This window comes from Pontibacter virosus, from assembly GCF_003096355.1.
In the GTDB taxonomy this organism is placed as follows: Bacteria; Bacteroidota; Bacteroidia; order Cytophagales; family Hymenobacteraceae; genus Pontibacter; species Pontibacter virosus.
Window position 1 is genome coordinate 13,424 of the sequence record NZ_QEKI01000012.1, and the last position, 20,485, is coordinate 33,908.

The 20,485-nt window shown below is 50.6% G+C and carries 15 protein-coding genes; 9 read left to right on the plus strand and 6 right to left on the minus strand.

The genetic code is table 11. The features are described 5' to 3' along the window. The first annotated feature begins 100 nt into the window (after positions 1 to 100). Entirely contained in the window at positions 101 to 1,441 is a 1,341-nt protein-coding gene (locus C8E01_RS15670; RefSeq protein ID WP_116544406.1) for a DEAD/DEAH box helicase, read from the plus strand. A 38-nt stretch (positions 1,442 to 1,479) separates the two neighbouring features. On the opposite strand, the gene C8E01_RS15675 is transcribed toward C8E01_RS15670, so the two are convergent. From C8E01_RS15675 to upp, 3 genes are read right to left on the minus strand one after another with little or no spacing between them, the layout of a single operon-like run. Next, positions 1,480 to 1,929 (minus strand): hypothetical protein, encoded by a 450-nt coding sequence (locus tag C8E01_RS15675; RefSeq protein WP_116544407.1) that lies wholly within the window; start codon positions 1,927 to 1,929, stop codon positions 1,480 to 1,482. A 39-nt stretch (positions 1,930 to 1,968) separates the two neighbouring features. Further along, positions 1,969 to 2,412: a GNAT family N-acetyltransferase gene (locus C8E01_RS15680; protein ID WP_116544408.1), complete on the minus strand. Its 444-nt coding sequence runs from the start codon at positions 2,410 to 2,412 to the stop codon at positions 1,969 to 1,971. A gap of 6 nt (positions 2,413 to 2,418) precedes the next feature. Further along, positions 2,419 to 3,081, minus strand: coding sequence for a uracil phosphoribosyltransferase (gene upp, locus C8E01_RS15685; protein WP_116544409.1), 663 nt, complete (start codon positions 3,079 to 3,081; stop codon positions 2,419 to 2,421). Between the two features lie 216 nt (positions 3,082 to 3,297). On the opposite strand from upp, the gene C8E01_RS15690 reads away from it, so the two are divergent. The 8 genes from C8E01_RS15690 to C8E01_RS15725 all read left to right on the plus strand — a co-directional run bounded on the left by C8E01_RS15690 (position 3,298) and on the right by C8E01_RS15725 (position 13,347). Beyond that, on the plus strand, positions 3,298 to 4,977 hold the full coding sequence (locus C8E01_RS15690) for a hypothetical protein (RefSeq protein WP_116544410.1): 1,680 nt from the start codon (positions 3,298 to 3,300) through the stop codon (positions 4,975 to 4,977). A 255-nt stretch (positions 4,978 to 5,232) separates the two neighbouring features. After that, positions 5,233 to 7,071 (plus strand): ABC transporter ATP-binding protein, encoded by a 1,839-nt coding sequence (locus tag C8E01_RS15695; protein WP_116544411.1) that lies wholly within the window; start codon positions 5,233 to 5,235, stop codon positions 7,069 to 7,071. Positions 7,072 to 7,274: 203 nt separating this feature from the next. Further along, positions 7,275 to 7,541 (plus strand): hypothetical protein, encoded by a 267-nt coding sequence (locus C8E01_RS15700; RefSeq protein WP_243409618.1) that lies wholly within the window; start codon positions 7,275 to 7,277, stop codon positions 7,539 to 7,541. 8 nt (positions 7,542 to 7,549) lie between these two features. Further along, positions 7,550 to 8,125 carry a D-sedoheptulose 7-phosphate isomerase gene (gene lpcA, locus C8E01_RS15705; protein ID WP_116544413.1) on the plus strand — a complete coding sequence of 192 codons (576 nt, stop codon included), beginning with the start codon at positions 7,550 to 7,552 and terminating at the stop codon, positions 8,123 to 8,125. Between the two features lie 1,010 nt (positions 8,126 to 9,135). Continuing rightward, the gene (locus C8E01_RS15710) at positions 9,136 to 10,674 is read left to right on the plus strand and encodes a YifB family Mg chelatase-like AAA ATPase (RefSeq protein ID WP_116544414.1); all 1,539 of its coding nucleotides are present in this window, start codon (positions 9,136 to 9,138) and stop codon (positions 10,672 to 10,674) included. 244 nt (positions 10,675 to 10,918) lie between these two features. Then, positions 10,919 to 11,494 (plus strand): porin family protein, encoded by a 576-nt coding sequence (locus tag C8E01_RS15715; protein ID WP_243409619.1) that lies wholly within the window; start codon positions 10,919 to 10,921, stop codon positions 11,492 to 11,494. Positions 11,495 to 11,867: 373 nt separating this feature from the next. Beyond that, positions 11,868 to 12,533, plus strand: coding sequence for a porin family protein (locus C8E01_RS15720; RefSeq protein ID WP_243409620.1), 666 nt, complete (start codon positions 11,868 to 11,870; stop codon positions 12,531 to 12,533). 154 nt (positions 12,534 to 12,687) lie between these two features. Continuing rightward, complete coding sequence (locus tag C8E01_RS15725) at positions 12,688 to 13,347, plus strand: porin family protein (RefSeq protein WP_116544416.1); 660 nt, start codon at positions 12,688 to 12,690, stop codon at positions 13,345 to 13,347. Positions 13,348 to 13,427: 80 nt separating this feature from the next. Here the strand turns inward: C8E01_RS15725 and C8E01_RS15730 are convergent, their stop codons facing one another. The 3 genes from C8E01_RS15730 to C8E01_RS15740 all read right to left on the minus strand — a co-directional run bounded on the left by C8E01_RS15730 (position 13,428) and on the right by C8E01_RS15740 (position 20,479). Beyond that, positions 13,428 to 14,789 carry a dipeptidase gene (locus C8E01_RS15730; RefSeq protein WP_116544417.1) on the minus strand — a complete coding sequence of 454 codons (1,362 nt, stop codon included), beginning with the start codon at positions 14,787 to 14,789 and terminating at the stop codon, positions 13,428 to 13,430. A 93-nt stretch (positions 14,790 to 14,882) separates the two neighbouring features. Further along, the gene (gene plsY, locus C8E01_RS15735) at positions 14,883 to 15,527 is read right to left on the minus strand and encodes a glycerol-3-phosphate 1-O-acyltransferase PlsY (protein ID WP_116544418.1); all 645 of its coding nucleotides are present in this window, start codon (positions 15,525 to 15,527) and stop codon (positions 14,883 to 14,885) included. A gap of 161 nt (positions 15,528 to 15,688) precedes the next feature. Beyond that, on the minus strand, positions 15,689 to 20,479 hold the full coding sequence (locus tag C8E01_RS15740) for a hypothetical protein (RefSeq protein ID WP_116544419.1): 4,791 nt from the start codon (positions 20,477 to 20,479) through the stop codon (positions 15,689 to 15,691). Positions 20,480 to 20,485 lie beyond the last annotated feature (6 nt).

Consider the following 20,485-nt stretch of genomic DNA (forward strand, 5'->3'; position numbering starts at 1 on the left):
TTGCATGCGCAGTAAACATATCCTTTATACTCTCTTTCATTCCCCTCCCGCAAATTTCCCGTACCTTTGCATATTAATACCAAACACAAGTACCACAACCATGGCAGAAGAAGCGGAGAAAGAAATAAGCACGTTCGAGGATTTTAAGCTGAACCGGCAGCTGCTCAACGCCATTGAAGAGGCCGGTTACGAGAAGCCGACGCCCATCCAGCTCAAAGCTATACCTGTAATCATGGGCGGGCACGATGTGATGGGCATCGCCCAGACCGGCACCGGCAAAACCGCTGCTTTCCTGCTGCCGATCCTGATGAAAGTGAAGTATGCGCAAGGCAATAACCCACGTGCCATTATCCTGGCGCCTACCCGCGAACTAGCCATGCAGATTGAGGAAAACATCACGCTGCTGGGTAAGTACACCGACCTGCGACACACGGTTATTTATGGCGGACTAGGGCCAAAGACTCAGATTGAAACAATCAATAAAGGCATCGACATACTTGTTGCCACGCCCAAGCGCCTGATGGAGCTATACCTGAAGGGCGAGCTCATATTAAAGGAGATCAAAACGCTGGTACTGGACGAAGCCGACAAGATGATGGACATGGGCTTTATGCCGCAGATACGTCAGTTGCTGGAAGTTTTGCCACGCAAGCGTCAGAACCTGCTCTTCTCAGCTACCATGCACCCCAAGGTGGTGGAGTTATCAGAGGAGTTCCTAGAATTCCCGACCCGCATTGAGGTAACGCCGCAGGCCACTCCTGTGGAAACGGTAAGCCAGGTGCTGTACCAGGTGCCGAACCTGCGCACCAAAATTGCCATGCTCGAGCATCTCATCCGAGACGAAGAAATTTTCAACCGCGTGATCATTTTCACGCGCAGCAAGAAAAACGCAGAGAACGTAGCCAAGTTTTTAGAGCGACGCGAGTACGGCGAAGTGCGGGCCATCCACGGCAACAAGGGCCAAAATACGCGCATCAACTCCATGGAAGCTTTTAAAGGGGGCGAAGTTAGATTTCTGGTAGCTACCGACGTCGCCTCCAGAGGTATAGACGTGACCATGGTGAGCCATGTGATCAACTTCGATGTGCCTTTTGTGTATGAAGATTACGTACACCGCATTGGTCGCACGGGGCGTGCCGAGAACGTGGGGGCCGCCATCACTTTTGCCAATCCAGCCGAGATGTACCACATCCGCAAGATCGAGAAACTGATCAGGATGCAGATACCTGAGGAACCGATGCCAGCGGAAGTGAAAATTCATGACATCACGTTCGAGGAGCAGCAGGCCATTGCCCGCGACATTGACCACCAGAAGCGCAGCGAGAACCCAGACTTTAAAGGTGCCTTCCACGAAAAGAAAGCCATCCCTAAAAAGCGCCCGGAGAGCAAACGCGACCCGAGAGCCTCGTTCTGGCAAAAGACAAAAAAGAAGAAAAAATAAGTGAGAGCACCCTGTCAGGTAGGACGGGGTGTTTTTGTTTACAGATACTGCAGCGCTATTTTCTCAAAGCGGTAGATCAGCCCCGTCAACATGAAGCCCCACATAATGGCGCTCCAAAACATATGCAGAAAGATCTGCCGGCGGGGCACGCCGAACACGGCAGCTACCACGGTACCAAAAACCGGCGTAAGAAAAAGCGGCGTGAAGAAGGCGACACCTACAATACCAAAGTTGAGCCAGATGCGCACTACCCGGCGGCTTCTGCGGCTAAAAACAGGTCTCTGACGCTCACGCCGGTAAGCGGAATACCACCTGGCGGCTTGCCGGCCTATATAGGAAAACACCAGCACACTGGTCATCATCCCTAAAATCGTCAGAATAACGGTTTCAAAGTATGAAAGCCCCAGCGATATACCCACTAGGGGGCCGCCGATGAACTTCACCATGCTAGCCAGGTATACCGATGCGTATTTGAGAAGTTCCTCCAAGCCCTTATGGAACGCTGACGCGAGTTTAGTATGCAGGCTCTAAGCGCCCAGATTCATTTTCATTTGATACAGATCAATCCCCTCAGCCCAGAAATTCTGCTCCACCTTCTCCAAATCAAAGCCCAGCCTTTGGTAGAACAGGTACACAAACTGGCTCGTTCGTACCTGCAGCCATTTCATGTTTGGCTTTCCTTTCAATTTAGCGATCCGAAACAGAGTTAGCTCACGGCCTATACCTTTGCCCTGAAACGCAGGATGAATCAGATCCCAGGAAAGCCTGGCCCAGGTATAGCCATCAAAGTAATTGATTCCGCCAGCACCTGCCACCTGCCCCTCCCGCTCTACCACAAAGTAGTCTTCGCGGCGCTCCCGCAGGTATAGCACAAAGTCGGCTTCCTCCTCGGGCGCAAAATAAGCTGGCGTATTGAGTCGCAATATCTGAAGAAGCGCTTCCTGGTCGGCTGGGGTATAAGGCCTGATCATAAAGGGCTATACCTTCGGACCGAAAGCCAGGTCGCCGGCATCGCCTAGACCAGGTACGATGTAGAAGTTTTCGTTCAGTCGCTCGTCCATAGCCCCAAGCCAGATATGTGCCTCCGGCACCTCCTGCTGTACATAGGCTATACCTTCCGGCGAGGCAATGGCTGCAGCGAAATGCACCTGCACGGGTTTACCGTGGCGCAACATCCCTTTATAAGACTTCACCAGCGAGCGACCAGTAGCCAGCATCGGGTCCGCCAGAATCAATATCTTGTCGTGCAGGTCCGTCGAGGCCAGGTACTCCATATTGATCTGCAGCTCCGTATTCTGCTCCTCTACCCGGTAAGCCCCTACAAACGTACTGTAGGCCTTGTCAAAATAGTTGAGCATACCGTTGTACATAGGCAGGCCGGCCCGAAGTATGGTCGCCAGCACTGGCTGGGCAGTAAGCAACTCAGTTTGCGTAGTAGCCAGCGGCGTGACGATTTCGTGGGTTTCGTAAGGCAACGTTTTGGATATCTCGTAGGCCAGCAGCTCGCCCAGTCGCTCCAAGTTGCGGCGGAAGCGAAGGCTGTCGTGCTGCACTGAAACGTCGCGCAGTTCGGCTACAAAATGGTTGGCAAGCGATGGGGTTGCGGTGAGGATATGCAGGTTATCTTTTTGCATGGACATGGCTGATTTGGTAGGCTAAAGATACGGCCTTTCGTGCTTAAGGCAATCTCCTGCTATCAAAAACGTTAAACCGGACACGCCCTATACCTGTATAAGGCTGAGCTATACCTGCTTTCGCCGGTCGGCATCATGCAATTTCATGTGTTTTTGTTAATATTGTGAATTCTAAATAAGTACCTTACAAATCGCTTTCCCCTGATTAGAACTTTCTTCCCTATGAGAAATATACTTGCCGCTATGGCACTTAGTCTGCTGGCTATACCTGCCGTGCAGGCGCAGGATGTGTACGTGCCCTACGACCGCGACACCTACCATCTGATTGACCGCTACCAGATCAAATTGGGCACAAAGGTGCCGCAGCTTCAGACAAACGTCCGCCCCATCGGCCGCCGCGACGTAGCCGCCTTAGCCGAATCAGCCATAGGGGAGCCGCGTTCCAATGCCGACATGTTCAACATCCAGTACCTCCTCAACGACAACTGGAACTACACCACCCAAGCAAACGACAACATCAGCGAGCGCCCTATTTTCAACGCCCTGTACCGCAACAAGACTGATTTGTACCATTACGACTCCGAGGATTTTACGGTGCGCGTGAACCCGGTACTGCACCTGGAGCTGGGACACGACAACCAGAGCGACGGTATGCGCTACGTGAACACCAGAGGCATCCAGGTAGAGGGCAGCATCGACGATCGTTTCGGCTTTTATACCTTTATCGGGGAGAACCAGGCGAAATTTGCTGATTATGTGGTAGATCGTATCCAGCGCGATGGCGTGGTCCCGAATGAAGGGCTTTGGAAAGATTTTAAAGGCGATGGCTACGATTTCTTGACGGCACGCGGCTACATGAACTACTCGCTCTCGAAGCACGTGGAAATTCAGCTGGGCCACGACCGCCATTTCATCGGCGACGGTTACCGTTCACTCGTTTACTCCGACTACGCTCCGCCGGCTTTCTTCCTAAAACTGAACACCCGTGTTTGGAAGCTGCACTACATGAATCTGTTCCAAGAACTCACCGCTGACTACCGCCGACGTGGTGGCGGCGACAGGGTCCTGCCTAAAAAGTACATGGCCCTGCACCGCCTGGGCGTGAACATTACCGACAATTTCAATGTGGGCTTGTTTGAGCAGATCATCTTCGGTCGCGAGAAAGGTAAGTTCGAACTGCAGTACCTTAACCCTATTATTTTCTACCGTAGTGTGGAGCACAACCTGGGCAGCCAGGACAATGCCATGCTGGGCCTTGACTTCCGCTGGAACCTGTTCAACACAGCGCAGCTTTACGGCCAGTTGGTGCTCGACGAGTTTGTGCTGAACGAGGTGAAATCAGGAGAAGGCTGGTGGGCAAACAAGCAGGCAGGTCAGATCGGCGCGAAGTATATCGATGTTTTTGGTTTGTCGAATCTAGACCTGCAGGGCGAGGTGAACATCATCCGTCCGTATACCTACCAGCACCGCGATGGCAGCTCCAATTACCAGCACAACCGCCAACCGCTAGCCCACCCAATGGGTGCCAACCTGTACGAGTTTGTAGGTATAGCCCGTTACCAGCCGCTGCCACGTCTGCACTTGGTGGGCAAGGCCATTGCGACACGCTTCGGTCAGGACGAGATCACGGCAGAAGGCGACACCATCAATTGGGGCAACAATGTGAACCTGGACTACAACTCAAGACCCCGTAACTATGGCCACGAAATCGCACAGGGTATACGCACCAACCAGCTTCACCTTGACCTAACCGCCACTTACCAGTTCAAGCACAACCTGTTCGTGGACCTAAAAGGAATCATCCGCCGCACAGAGGCCGATGTGAGCGCACTGAGCAAAAATACTGTGTTTACCTCCGTAGCATTGCGCTGGAACATCGCTCAGCGACTGCATGAGTTTTAATCAGTAGGTATAGCTATAGCTTGAACGGGGAGTCTTTAGAAATAAAGGCTCCCCGTTTTCGTTTTGAAAGCACGCTATACATACCTGTTCCATTTTAGTTATCTTTGCAGCGGCCAAGCGTGCGACAGGTATAGCCCGGTCTGTAATATTATAATTCATTCATACTTAAAAACTTCCGGTAAGCGGCTCGTGTGTCACGGGAAGCAGTCGGGACAGCCGCCTATACCTGCGAGAGGTAAGGAAGGCCTACACAACATGAAGACTTATCTCCGGATACTGCAGTTTGCAAAGCCCTATAGTCGCTTTGTGCCGCTTTATACTATCTACACCGTGCTGGGCATTATTTTCGGCCTGCTCAACTTTACGCTCCTCATTCCGCTGCTCAGCGTTCTTTTCGGCACGGTAGGCGCAGACGATGCAGCCGCCATGGTGACCACCAAGCCCGAGTTCAGGCTCTCTATTGAGTATTTCAAGGATTTCTTCAACTACCATTTCGGACAGGTGATATTGGAGAAAGGCAGACAGGGTGCTTTGCTTTTCGTGTGTGTCATCATTGTATGCTCGGTCTTTCTCTCCAACCTCTTCAAGTACCTGGCGCTGAGAGTAGTAGGAGCACTGCGCGCGCATGTCGTGAAGAAAATCCGCCATGCAACTTATGAGCGTGTGACGCAACTGCACATGGGTTATTTCAGCAATGAGCGCAAAGGCGACCTGATGACCCGCATGACGGTAGATATTCAGGAAGTGGAAAACTCTGTGGTGAACACGATGACTGTCGTTATCCGTGAGCCCATCTCCATCATTGCCTTCTTTGTGGTGCTGTTTACCATGTCAGTTAAGCTTACGCTTTTCACACTGATTCTTCTTCCACTCTCAGGTATACTCATTGCAGGTATAGCCAAGCGCCTGAAGCGGGCCGCGCAGCAAGGACAAGAATCGCTAAGCTTTATTCTGACTATCATCGACGAGACACTGAGCGGGATACGGGTGATCAAAGCTTTTAATGCGGAGCCCTACATCCTGGACAAGTTCAACCAGCAAAACGACCGCTATGCCCACCTGCAGCGCTCTATTGCCAATAAGCGCGACCTCGCCTCTCCTTTCTCGGAGTTTATGGGGGTAACTGTGGTGGCTGGCCTGCTTTGGTTTGGCGGTAACCTGGTCCTCAATCAACAATCCGAACTGAAAGCAGAAGAGTTCATTACCTACATTGTGCTCTTCTCGCAAGTGCTCGTACCGGCCAAGGCCATGTCGTCGGCTTTCAGCAACATACAGCGCGGGCTGGTGTCAGGCGACCGTATTTTAAAAGTGATCGATACCAAGCCTCAGGTAATAGACAAGCCGAATGCGAAAGTATTACCGGAATTCCGCCACGAGATCGAGTTCCGGGATGTGAGTTTTGGCTACGGCGACCACACGGTGCTGCAAGACATCAACCTACACATCCAGAAAGGGAAAACAGTGGCGTTAGTAGGTCCATCTGGTGGGGGCAAGTCCACGCTGGCCGACCTGATCCCGCGCTTCTACGACCCAACGGCAGGCAGCATCCTGATCGACGGCCACGACATACGGGACTATACCACGGAGTCGGTGCGCGACAAGATAGGCGTGGTAACACAGGAATCTATTCTTTTCAACGATACCATCTTCAACAACATTGCTTTCAACAAAACTGACGCAACGGAGGAAGAAGTGATTGCGGCAGCCAGGATTGCGAACGCGCACGAGTTCATTGAGAAGACGCCTGAGGGTTACCAGACTCTGATCGGTGACCGGGGTAGTCGCTTGTCTGGCGGACAGCGCCAGCGCCTGAGCATTGCCAGAGCCATTCTGCAGAACCCGCCTATTCTGATTCTGGACGAAGCGACTTCGGCATTGGACACTGAATCAGAAAAACTGGTGCAGGAAGCGCTGACCAATTTGATGAAGAACAGAACATCCATCGTGATTGCGCACAGACTGAGCACCATACAGCATGCCGACGAGATTGTAGTATTACAACAGGGCAGTATCGTGGAGCGTGGCACGCACGAAGACCTGCTGCAGCACGGCGGATTGTACGCAAAACTTACACAAATGCAACTGGTGTCTTAAGAGCATTTGGCACTTTTGTGTTACTAACCACCGCTTCCAATTAAATTTTGGCCTCAACGTTTCGGTATATTCATATTTTTTTATAGCTTAGCCCGAAACAGTTTTGCACCAAAATCCAACTTGAAAGCATGAAAGAACTTAAGACTCTCTCTGATGTTGTCGTTTTTTGCTACGCTATGTTTATAGCACTTTTGCTAACAAACTTGCTAGACCACAAAGCCATATTCGAGATCGCGACTGAAGAGCAGGCGCTCACACTTTACAAAACACTCGGAGCAGTTGGCGCCGGGCTGATGCTGGTTAAACTACTGATCGGCAAACTTTACATTACCTCGCTCAAATACGACAGGCACATGGCTCAGGTGAAAATAAACGAGCTGAAAGCCGATCTATATGAGCGCAAACAGGAATACAGAAGCAACAGCTACAAAGAGTCTATCCGTATGGAAATGGCTGTGGCGAGCAACTAATATTATACATGACCCAAATCGTACTTCAGGAGCTGCAGGAAGCGCAACAGACGCTCAACAACTTTATAGCTGACCCTAACAATATTGCCGCCATCGAAAAAGCGGCTAATGCCATGGCCGATGCAGTAGCTGCCGGTAGCAAGATATTGTCGTGTGGCAACGGCGGCTCCATGTGCGATGCCATGCATTTTGCAGAAGAACTGACCGGCCGTTACCGCGACAACCGACAGGCTATACCTGCTATCTCCATCTCCGACGTGAGCCACATGAGCTGCGTGGGCAACGACTATGGCTACGATCACGTTTTTTCCCGTTACATCGAAGCATTAGGCAATAAGGGCGACGTATTACTGGCCATCAGTACCAGTGGCAACTCCACCAACGTGCTCAAAGCTGCCGCGGCTGCTAAAGCCAAAGGCATGACCGTTGTTGGCCTCACCGGTAAAGACGGTGGCAAACTGGCTGCCTTCTGCGACGTGGAAGTGCGCGTTCCACACCAGGACTACGCCGACCGCGTGCAGGAAATCCACATCAAAGTCATCCATATTCTGATTCTGCTGATTGAGAAGCGGATTTGTGGGTAAGGTGTAGAGCAAACGTCCATTAAGGACATTTTTCCAAGGATTCTCGGGATATTTATGCAAGAATTTCCCGTCCTATACTCTTGGGCACAGGAGGAGTCGTGCGAGATTGTTAGCCCCCTGCCTCCTTTCTTGTCTAGGTGCCCCTACCCATAAGGGAACCATACGGCTACTGCTTTTCTGTCTGTAATCCTGGAAGGAACTTGCAGCTATTATAATACACTCCTGCCCCTCTTAAGAGGGGAATTTCTACCGCTACTATTTCTCTGGTATAAGCTTCGTAGTTGTAGCAGTTCCTGGGCTTTGCCGGGTCAAACCACCCCTATACCTCCTTATCCAAGGAGGGGAGTCCGTAACTACCGATTTGAGGGGATAAAGGTATTGTCGCTTCAGTTTTCGTGTACACGATTGTCATCCACCTGCCCCCTTCAAAGGGGGACTTCAGCCATTACCAGTATCAGGTATAGGCCCTGTAGCAAATAACCACTAGCAGGTATAGCAAGGCTAACTTGCACCGAAGCAACGCAGCATATAGCTTTGCCCGGTGCACCAGCGACGATTTGGTGCACCAGCGACGATTTTGTGTTGGGGGTGAAGGGATCCCCCTGTCAAGAGCGGTCAGCGAGTGGGGGTAGGGGCCCTCGATTTAAAATCTTCTTGATTTTTTTGCTTACTTTGGGGGTAGGGGGCCTCGATTTTCATCAAGGAAAAAAGTGAGGCCCGCCCGGCCAGGGCAAGCTATAGAACAATGCAAGTTGCCGTACCTGCAACAGCTGCATCTACGCTAGTAGTAAACATGCCATTATACCCAACGTTAAACTTGCTGTATAATCCTGTATAACATACATCCACAACACAGCAACGCTATACCATCAATAGCAATACTACCCCTCATACCCTCATTAAATTTCTTTTTCCTACATTTACCATCGCTCCCCGGAATCAATTACCGGCAAGCAGTGTTGCGAATCTGACTTATTAAAATTGCATTTATAGATCAACATCTAACCCTTATGCTTATCAAGACGTTTGGCAGCGCCGTACAGGGCGTGAACGCCTATACCGTAACCGTGGAAGTGAGCGTGAGCGCTGGCGCAAAGTACTTTCTGGTGGGTCTACCCGACAACGCCATTAAAGAGGGCGAGCAGCGTATAGAATCGGCACTGGCGCAGTATGGCTACAAACTCAAGCGACAGAAAACCATCATCAACATGGCTCCTGCCGACATCCGCAAAGAAGGTGCCGCTTACGACCTCACCATCGCAATGGGCATGCTGGCGGCCGGCGGACAAATGGTTGCTGATAAGCTTTCGCACTATATGATCATGGGGGAGCTTTCGCTTGACGGTTCTCTCCGTCCGATCAAAGGTGTGCTTCCGATTGCCATTCAGGCCCGCAAAGAAGGGTTTAGAGGCATCATACTTCCTGCCAGTAATGCCCGTGAAGCAGCGATTGTGAATAACCTGGATGTAATCGGGGTAGAGAATATCAAAGAAGCCATTGATTTTCTGAACGATGAGCTAGAAATACAGCCTGTCAAAATAGATACCCGCGATGTGTTTCAGAACACAGCCAACCAATATGCCGCCGACTTTTCGGATGTGCAGGGACAGGAAAACATCAAACGGGCTTTGGAGATTGCTGCGGCTGGCGGCCATAACGTCATCATGATCGGTCCTCCGGGAGCGGGCAAAACCATGCTGGCCAAACGACTGCCTTCTATCCTTCCGCCACTCTCGATGCATGAAGCGCTGGAAACGACCAAGATACATTCTGTTGCCGGCAAATTAGGCGAGATTTCATCGCTGCTTGCTACCCGACCATACCGGGCCCCCCACCATACCATATCGGATGTGGCGCTGGTGGGCGGTGGGGGTATACCTCAACCGGGCGAGATTTCACTGGCACACAATGGCGTGCTGTTCCTGGACGAACTACCCGAGTTTAAGCGTACTGCCTTGGAGGTAATGCGACAGCCATTAGAAGAGCGCCGAGTTACCATTTCGAGAGCTAAAACTACGCTGGATTTTCCGGCGAACTTTATGCTCATTGCCAGCATGAACCCGTGCCCCTGTGGATTTTACAACCACCCCGAGAAAGAATGTGTCTGCGCTCCCGGCCTGGTGCAGCGCTACCTCAACAAGGTTAGCGGTCCGCTCCTCGACCGCATCGACCTGCACGTGGAAGTAACACCTGTTACTTTTGACGAAATGACCGCTACCCGAAAGGCAGAAGACAGTGGGACCATACGTGAACGCGTAGTGCGGGCGCGCGACTTACAGCGGGATCGATTCAACGAATTTGACGACATTCACTCCAACGCCATGATGCCCTCGCAGATGGTAAAAGAGATCTGCCAGATTTCAGATGCCGGGCGCACCTTGTTGAAGACTGCCATGGAGCGTCTTGGGCTCTCAGCCCGTGCTTATGACCGCATCCTGAAAGTAAGCCGCACCATCGCTGATCTGGCCGATAGCAACGAAATTAAAATTGAACATTTAGCAGAAGCTATTCAGTACCGCAGCCTGGATAGGGACGGATGGGCCGGCTAAGCTATAAAAAATACAAGAACCTATATATTAAGTAATTACGAAGTTCAATACCACAAAATGGTATTGAACTTTTCTTTTTAATACCGCTTTAATCTGCCATTGCGATTGCACTACCTTTAAAGCGAAAGATTAAACTTTTTTAGACTTTTCTTGGGGGACTGCGTATTATGGGGCGTCAGGAGCCTGAAGTGAAGAAGACTACTCCTGACGGTTACACACTTAATCCAATTAACCATTTACTACTATGAAGAAGAGAATCTTAATGCTTGTATTAGCCATGACCACAGTGGTTGCGGCACATGCGCAAGGTCCGCGCATCGGTATCAGAGCTGGTGTAAACTATTCTGGCTTTGCCGGTTCTGCAGCAGACAATCTAGACAGAATATGGGGCGGACATGGTGGTTTGACAGCCAACTTCCCGCTTTCAGCCGATAATTTCTTTTCAATTCAGCCGGAGGTGCTGTTCTCTATGAAAGGTGCCGAAAACAGTGCTGATACCTGGAAGATGAAAGTAAACTATATCGACGTGCCAGTACTTGGCCGTGTTAACGCCGGTCCACTCTATTTTGAAGGCGGCCCACAGGTGTCTGTAAAGATCAGCGATGACCTGGAGGGAGGAGCGCCTTTTATGGCCGATGAATTTAAGAGAACCAGCCTGGGCTATGCCGCAGGTATAGGTTTGCAGTCTACTCCACTTGGGCTAAGCGTTGGTGTGCGTTACAACGGTGACATTTCTAAGCTTTATGACAACACCAATTTTGGAAACTACCGTAATGATGTATTCATGCTGACGCTGGGCTATTCGTTTGGCGCCAGATAACCGCCTCCATTAGTACAGAATAAAACTATAAGATTGAAGCCCCGGTTCGCGCCGGGGCTTTTTTTAGATAGCACTGTTATACCTGCGCTCCCTCTCTGCCGACTATCCTATCGACACCTCTCACTAAGAAGCTGCAACAAAGCGTCTTACTGGTTGTACTAAAGTATAGCTTACCTCTACTACAGAAACCAGAAGTTTTGAGTACCTGGTGCTTGTAAACAGTTAAATTAAAGTACAATTTCACAAAAATTTTAAGCCTGATAGTCAAACAGATAACACATTACCTACAAAAACACATGGCTTATATACTCAATAAAAATATAGTTTTGCACGTATATTGCTCAGATCATACCAAAATAACCAATACCCAATTATGAAAAAGCTATTATTTATGTTCGTGTTTGCAGTGGCTACTGCATTTAGTGCTCAGGCGCAAAACGCAAGCTTCGGCGTAAGAGGCGGCGCTAATATCTCTAACCTGTCTGGCGATCTGCGTGATGAAGACCGCTTTGAGAACAAAGTAGGATTCCATGCCGGTATTACAGCAAACTTCGGCATCGTCGACAACTTCTTCTCTATACAGCCGGAATTGCTTTACTCTGTAAAGGGTTTCAAGAACGAAGACTCTGAAGTGTCACTTCCTCTGTACAACAGACGTCGTGAAGGCAAGGTAAACTACAATTATCTTGATTTGCCGGTACTCGCCAGAATCAAAGCCGGGCCGCTGTACTTCGAAGCTGGTCCGCAGGCCTCATACCTGTTGAGCGTGAACAATGAGACAAAGACCTACATTAATGGCAGCCTTCAGTCTACTAACACCGACGAAAAGAGCAAAGCAGGACTTGCTGAGTTCGAAGTAGGCTATGTGGCTGGTATTGGCTTCACGTCGGCTAACAATGCGATCAGCTTCGGCGTGCGCTACAATGGCGCCTTCAGCGACTTCGTGAAAGAAGACGTGAATTTCGACGGCGACCTGACTAATGCCCGCCACTCTACCTTTATGGTAACGGTAGGTTTTGCACTGCCAACGAACCGCTAATTACACGTACAAATAAGAAAGCCGCCGGGTGCCCAGCATCCGGCGGCTTTCTTATTTGTGGCTATACCTACTAGCCAGTGTCTAACTAAAACCTACTCCCAAGAGTACAATAAAGGAGAGGCAGGCGCCCAACCATGTACTAAAGCCCGAAACTATGAAAAAGATCATCCTGTTGATGGGACTGTTATTCGTCATCTCTTTTAGAGCTGACGCCCAGTATTACCGCTACGGTGTAAAAGCCGGTGGAGGCTTCTCCAAAGCAGTTGGCTCCGATGCTCCCTCCGACCAAATTAACCACTTGGCAGGTATACACGGCGCATTCGTATTTGCCTATGAGTTCGCCTCCCGTTTGTCGGTGCAGCCTGAGCTACACTTCAGCCGCAAGGGCTTTACCTACGACAACTATACCTTAGACAGAACTGACGGAACTGCTCTCACCGGTGACCTGCGCCTCGATTATATCGAGCTGCCTCTGATGATCAAACTGCAAAAAGCCGCCTTGTTTGTAGAGGCGGGACCTTATATGGGCTACCTGCTCAATGTCGGCAATGAAGTCAATATTGTGAGTACCGACCCTACTCCGGATCCTCCAATCGTTATCGGCCGTGAAGATTTTAGTCGGGATAACTTCAACAGCTTTGACGCCGGCTATGCTGTAGGGGGTGGGCTAATGCTAGAAAGCGGTTTCTTTCTGAATGTGCGCCATACGGGCAGCCTTCGTCCTTTTCCGAAACAAGACTTGAGCCAGCGCAACCTTGTCTGGCAACTTTCCATAGGCTATATGCTGCCTGCACGTCGGCCCGGCAACTGGTAAAAGCTTATTTCTATACCTAAAACAGAACAGCCCCGCTACTCTACAAAAGTAACGGGGCTGTTTTGTTTTAAAGAAGATGCTTATTTGCTCATCTCCGCATAGTACTTATAGAATTGTGGGATCGTCTCTATACCTTTCATGAAGTTAAACACACCGAAGTGCTCGTTAGGTGAGTGGATCGCATCCGTATCCAGACCGAAGCCCATGAGCACCGAGTCCAGGCCGAGCTCTGACTTGAACATAGCTACGATCGGAATAGAACCACCACTACGCACCGGCACCGGCTTCACGCCAAACGTTTCTTCGTAGGCTTTGGCAGCTGCCTGGTAAGCGATAGAATCGGTTGGCGTCACAACAGGCTCACCACCGTGGTGTGGCTTTACTACTACTTTCACGCTTTTTGGCGCGATGCTCTCAAAGTGCTTCTTGAATTTCTCGGTGATCTCCTCAGAAGTCTGATTCGGCACCAGGCGCATCGAGATCTTAGCGAAAGCCTGAGAAGGTATAACCGTTTTGGCTCCTTCTCCGGTGTAGCCGCCCCAGATGCCGTTCACATCCAGTGTTGGGCGTATGGAGTTGCGCTCCATGGTTACGTAGCCTTCCTCGCCATGCACATCTGGCAAGTCGAGCGCCTGCTTGTACTTGTCCAGGCTGAATGGGGCACGGGCCATCTCAGCGCGCTCCTCCTGGCTTAGTTCCTGCACATTGTCGTAGAAGCCAGGTATGGTGATGTGGTTGTTCTCGTCGTGCATCGAGGCAATCATCTGGCACAGGATGTTGATCGGGTTCGCCACAGCGCCACCGTACAGACCAGAGTGCAGGTCACGGTTCGGGCCAGTTACCTCTACCTCCACGTAGCTCATACCACGCAAGCCGGTGGTGATGGACGGCGTGTCGTTGCCCAGCATACCCGTGTCTGAGATCAGGATTACATCGGCATTTAATTTCTCTTTGTTGTTTTTGACGAAGGTAGCCAAGTTAGCAGAACCCACTTCCTCTTCGCCCTCTATCATGAACTTCACATTACAAGTTAATGCGTTGTTCTGCATCATTACTTCAAAGGCCTTTACGTGCATGTACATCTGGCCCTTGTCGTCGCAGGCACCGCGGGCGTAGATCTTGCCATCTTTAATTACGGGCTCAAAAGGAGGCGAGTGCCACAGTTCGTAAGGGTCGGCAGGCTGCACATCGTAGTGGCCGTACACCAGCACCGTTGGCAGGCTTGGGTCTACTACTTTCTCGCCATATACGATCGGATAGCCTGCGGTTTCGCAAAGCTCCACGTTATCGGCGCCAGCTTCACGCAGTTTCTGGGCCACAAAATCGGCTGTGCGCATCACGTCCTGCTTAAACTTCGGGTCGGCGCTTACAGAAGGTATGCGCAGCATGTCCAGCAGTTCGTTTATAAATCGGTCTTTGTTGTCAGCGATATATTGATTCATAGTCTAGATAAATGTCCTGCCCTAAAGGTACGAAAAAAGCCACCCTTCGAAAAGAGTGGCTCTTAGATTGCTTATACCTACTGGCAGCTATACCTACTTGCGGAGCCCCAGTTTGATGTTTGCTTTACTTTCTTCGCCGTTTATCAGGCGGTTGATATTCTTACGGTGCGTTAACACCACCACGGCAAACACCACAAATCCGAAGATGATCAGGATCGGGTTGTCCGGGTGGAAACGCGGCAGTAACAAGAGTATCGGGAACGCCAGTGCTGCGATCATGGATCCAAGCGACACATACCTGGAGGTAAAGAGTACGATCACGAAAATGATCATGCACATCAGGGCTACTTCCAGGTGTATGGCCAGCATCATGCCTAGCAACGTTGCCACTCCTTTTCCGCCCTTAAAGCGCTCGTATACCGGAAAGATATGTCCTACTACTGCCAGTGCACCCATTGCTAACTGATAGAAAATCAGATCATCGGCAGGTACTGCGTTAAATATCACCAACAAGGCTGCCAGGGATGTAGCCACCCAGCCCTTAAAAATGTCGATCAGCATTACGATGGTACCGGGTTTTTTGCCCAGTACGCGAAAGGTATTGGTTGCGCCGGAGTTTCCACTTCCGTGCTGGCGAATATCAACCCCGTAGTAAGCCTTGCCAATCCAGACGGCAGTAGAAATAGATCCAATCAGGTACGCTATTATAAATAAAGCGGCAATTAAAAGTATGTTCATGACGCGTGTGTCAGCTTTTGTTTGCATTAACTGCACTTAACAGAATTAAGTGCAGTTTGCTCGTGTATTTTTATTTGAAAAGAACCCAAATATAGGGACTTGTTAATTTAATATCCAAAAATGAGATATCTTTCCCTATACGTCCGTCATGCAGTTATCGGTTATTGCCAACCTTCTTCCTCTTCCGCATTTCCTTTTTTCTTCTTCTTTTTCTTCTTCGTGTCCTCTACTTCGTCTTCCGCAACATTAAAGCCCCCCTGCTCCGCTATAGGAGCCTGTGTCGCCATTTTAAAGGGATCCTTACCGTTCAGGTAGTCGTGCTTGAACTGGTCCACGAAGCGGTTTTTGTCAATGTTCTCTCCCATATACATTCCATATTTACGGGAGCGGCCTCCACTGGCCTTGGAGCGAATGGTTTTGTTGAGGTCAGCATCAGACGACACGATTACCAGCCCGTTTTCCAGATAACTCAGGAATACCCAGGTATAAGGGTCTGCCTGCAGGTACAGGTTCACCACCGGTTCGCCGTTCAGGTCCTGCTTTATTTCCATAAAGCCATCCATGTTCGCATTTATCTCCTCCTTCAGCACATTAGACAGCCCCAGTTTGCCTACGCTGTACCAGGCATTGGTTTTGTTGGACCAGCGCAGGTCCACGTTATGGAACACCATGCTGCGCACCAACTTACTTGACAATTTCGGCAAGGTGATCGCACTGCCTTGCTCACGGTAGCGCTGCGCATCGCGGTTGCCAATGATGTTGCCCAGTTTGTAAAGCATCGTTTCCACATCGCCCTGATCGCCGCCGCCACGTATAGCTGTTTCGTTCAGCTTTTTGCCTAATGCTCCAATTACTTGGGAGTTCAGGTTCATGTCAAAGGCCATCAGTGCATCGATCGCGTAGTAGCCACTGTCGGTTTTGGCTATACCTGTACCGGCCGACTCTATCCCGAAGTCTTTCAAAGAGTTAACCAGATTCAGCTTGCCCTCAAAAGATACCGTTTTAGAGCCCTCATTATAACGCAGCTCGTTGCCCTCGTAAGATCCGGCTACTGAACGGGCAGCATCCGTAATTTTAAATTCGCTATTCTCCTTATCGTAAGACAAGTCGCCGCTTACGGTAAAGATGTCCAGGTCATCTTCGTACTGCTTCTTCGAAACGAAAGTGTTGTATGGCTTAAATGTTCCACGTGACAGGTGCAGACCCGTGTACAGTTGGTTACCGTCTGGGGCCTTCTGCTTCATGATCGGAATGCGCACGTTGTCCGGATTCAGGGAGTCACGCTTGAACGGGAACCAGTCGGAGTCTTCTTCGTTTCCGGTGAAATTCAACTTCAGGTCGCCATCAAAGTCCATGTGCGGACGGTATGAGTACATCGTCACGTTACCTCTGTAGCGGATGTGCGGGAAAATGTAGAAGTTGTCTGTCTCACGCACCAGTGACTGCGCATACGTGGTGTTGATGTTTGACTTCTTCTTCAGTTGATGCTGCTTAAACATGAAGTCCGTAAACTGTAGCTTAAACGAATCGGAAGCGGCATTCTGATAATCGTGCATTGCCGTACCACTGAAAGCGTTGCGTGATAGCACATTAATGTTGCCCGAATACAGTTTGTGGAACTGCTGCAAGGAGTCAGCCATAACACGTGCATTGCGCAAGGTGGTGATAGTGGCACCTGCCGCCACGGCTACTTTGCCGCTGTCCGGCACAATGTGCACGTCGCCTACAGGTATGTAAGGCACGCCACCTGCCAGAATAGAATTTACTTTCAGGTCATACTCTCCCGTAACAGCGCTAAAGTACAGGCCATCCTGCTGCGGGTGCTGTGAGTAGAAATAGTTTTTACCGCTTGCGTCATCGGCTGCCAGGCTTACCTTTTGCTGCTTCATGTCCCAAGTGGCGCGGCTCATCGACGTCTTGTACTGCGCTTTCGGGAACTCAATACTCGCTATACCTTTTTGCTCACTGCCAAACTCCACAAAACGCTTATCCAGATCATAGCTAATGGCCATGTCCGTCGCTTTCATGGCTGGCTTACCCTCCACATCCGACTTCACGATCATCTGCGCATTGTTGCCTGATAGGTTACGCCCTTTAAACGAAAGCTTCTGTGACACGATGTTCGCATCCGCATTGTCGAGTTCGCCATCGCCATACAAGCCGCCAGGTGACAGTTTGGCTGTACCCGTAAACTTGAACTCCTCTTTGTAAATCTTCATCGGATCTTCGGCAGCTGCCATCAGGTACATAGTGTCCTGCTTCGGCACCCAGATCATCTCATAGTGGCCTAAGCTTGCCATCGGGAAGTTGGCTTCGCCACCCCCTGCTTCCATCTTCGCGCTGGCACCCTTTTGGGTCACCACTTTATCGAGATAGTAGGTATATTCCGGCGCCTCAAAGGTTGAGGTCAGGTACTTGAGCTTGCCACGGCTTTGTATGCCTTCCGAGCTCATCATGATGGTGTCGTAGGCTATCCCTTTGCCGCCGAATGCCGGCAGACCGTTGGGACCCGGCTGGTAATAGAAACCGAGCGTTTCGTCCGGCATCATGGTCAGCTTAGTCTTAATTGGGGGGAAGATGTTGCCTGAGTGGAAAGTGCCACTGAAGCCAATCATGCTTTTGCCTTTGCTCAAGCTGTCGAGTTTGTAGGAAGGAATGTCGAAGTAGACGGTGCTGTCGTAGGCGCCAGCCAATACATCGGGTCTGGCAAAGGCCACCTGTCCACCCATCGGCGAGTCAAATTTCGGGTATTCCGGGTAGTGCTTGCGACCCGACTTGTTGTTCGGCTTGTTGATATAAAGCTTACCGGACATCTTGCCTGATCGGCTGGTCATTACCTGCTCCAGTTCTTTCTTTCTGCCTACTGCATGGCGCTTCTTTGTTACAAAAGCCACTGTGTCCAGTTTTTGCATGTCGATCATGAACTCACTATAATCGAATTTAAACTGAGAGCCTCTGAAGTTCAGGCGACCGGCGTACAGCCTGCCACCAAATTCCATGTTGCGGTTGTCGAGCAGGTGCACAATGTTGCTGTCAGGCACGGCATATACGGTAGAGGAGTCGTTATTGAATGCCATTTTCTCTACCCCACGTACGGTCAGGCGGTTGCTGTTCAGGTTAAGCGTCGCATTGCGGCCAGAAGGCACTACTGATTTGATCACCAGGTGGTCGTAGTCACTCAGGTTTTGCGCTGAGCCTACATAGTGCCAGGCTTTTGGCTTCAGGGAAATAAAATTGGATTGTCCGTCGTAAGTCAGGTAGCCTTCGCGGGCCAGGCTGATGGCTGCTTCCCGCACCGCTTTCTCGTTCAGCTTGGATGCCTTTGCCACATCGAATGCGTAGAAGTCGTTGGTTTTGGCTTTGGCTGCATACGACACCAGCACCTGCAGCGGGTGGAAACTAGCCACACCGACTAACTGCTGAAAACGCATGTTAGAGAAGTACTGTGCTGACTCCAGCTGCACAGGTATAAGGGTCTTGGTATTCAGGATCGAGAAATTGACATATGGCGTACCCAGGTTCCAGGCAAGGCGCTCGGCCGTGATCTCGAATTTGTGGTAGCTGTCGTAGAACGGGGTTTTGCTGTACACGCCTTTGTCGCGGGTTAGCACCAGTTCGCGGGTTGGCTTGGAGTAGCGCAACTGCATGGCCGGATGCGTAAGCGAGTCCCGGCGCTGGTTCTGGTAAACGGCGACGTAGGCTCTGTTGGCAAATATGATAGAGTCGTTCAGGTTGTAGTTGTGCGCCATAGAGCGGAACTTCTTCTTTCCGTCTTCCAATACTGCCAGCGCAGAAATACTGCCGTCGAGCGGCTTACTGCCAATCAGGTTGCCGGCCAGCGTAAAGCCACCAGAGTAGACAATGTCCTTGCCCAGGCTTTTCACCTTCGCATCGTTGGTATAGGAGGCAAAACGCGGGTAGGATTTCTCGCCATTGGTGCCTGCTTTGGTGCTTCTGAACTCAAAAATACCCTCAATCGGGGCATCAAGCACAGCATTATAAGTAATAGTGGCTTCGGGCACTTTGAAGGCCGCCGCTGTGATGTCAAAATTGAAAGCCTTGAAAGCTGCTGAAACCGGTTTGCCGTCTACTTCCCATGCAAACGATCCGCCCTCGCCAACGAACAGGTTGCTCGCCAGCATCAGCTGTCCGCTTGTTTTCATGATAGCGGTGGAGTCGTGTATGGTGGCGAAGCTCAGGTTGACATTATCAAGTTTCAGCACCGGACCGCTCACTTTCGGCTGGGCAGGTATAAACATCTTTTTGAAGTCGTCGCGGCGCTTCTTTTCAGCTACTTTCGGATCAACTTTTTTTGCGGCGGGCTTAGGCGTGTCCCAGGCATCGCCCCAATCGTCAGCAGTGGCCTCGGTACTTTCGCCCGCTACCTCATCGTCCCAAGAGAAGCTCTCCCAGTCGCTTACCTCCTCTGACTTTTCCTTGTCTTTCGGGGCTGCTTTGCCCTCATAGGCAAAGCTCACGGCGCCCCCGGCAGTGCGTAGGGTATACTGCTTGTTCTGGTAGAGTATACCTGTGGTCAGGTAGCTGCTGCTGGTCTTAAAGAAACGGTCGAGGGCTGCGCCTTCATCCTGCTGCACAGCCTTGGCCACTACTTCCAGCATGTTGTCGATCTGAGCGCCGCGCATGTTCTGATGGTTCACAGCACCCACCAGCATCTCGTAGAAGTTCTCGTAATGCGGATTGACGCGCAGCTTCTTGCGGTACATCTGTTGCGAAATGTCGATCACCTGCTGTTTCTGCTTCTCGGAGAGTCGCTGGTTGCCCCATACGCTTTCCAATGCGGCTCCGAGTGACTCGGCATTTTTGGCCTTGCCTGTTACCAGCATAGCTTTGGCATCTATGATGTACTGAGCCGGGTCAGTCGCTAGCTTGGTTTGGGCCTGTGCTGCGAAAACAGCCAGAAAAAATAAAAAGAGTAGAAGTTTATATTTCATAGGTCG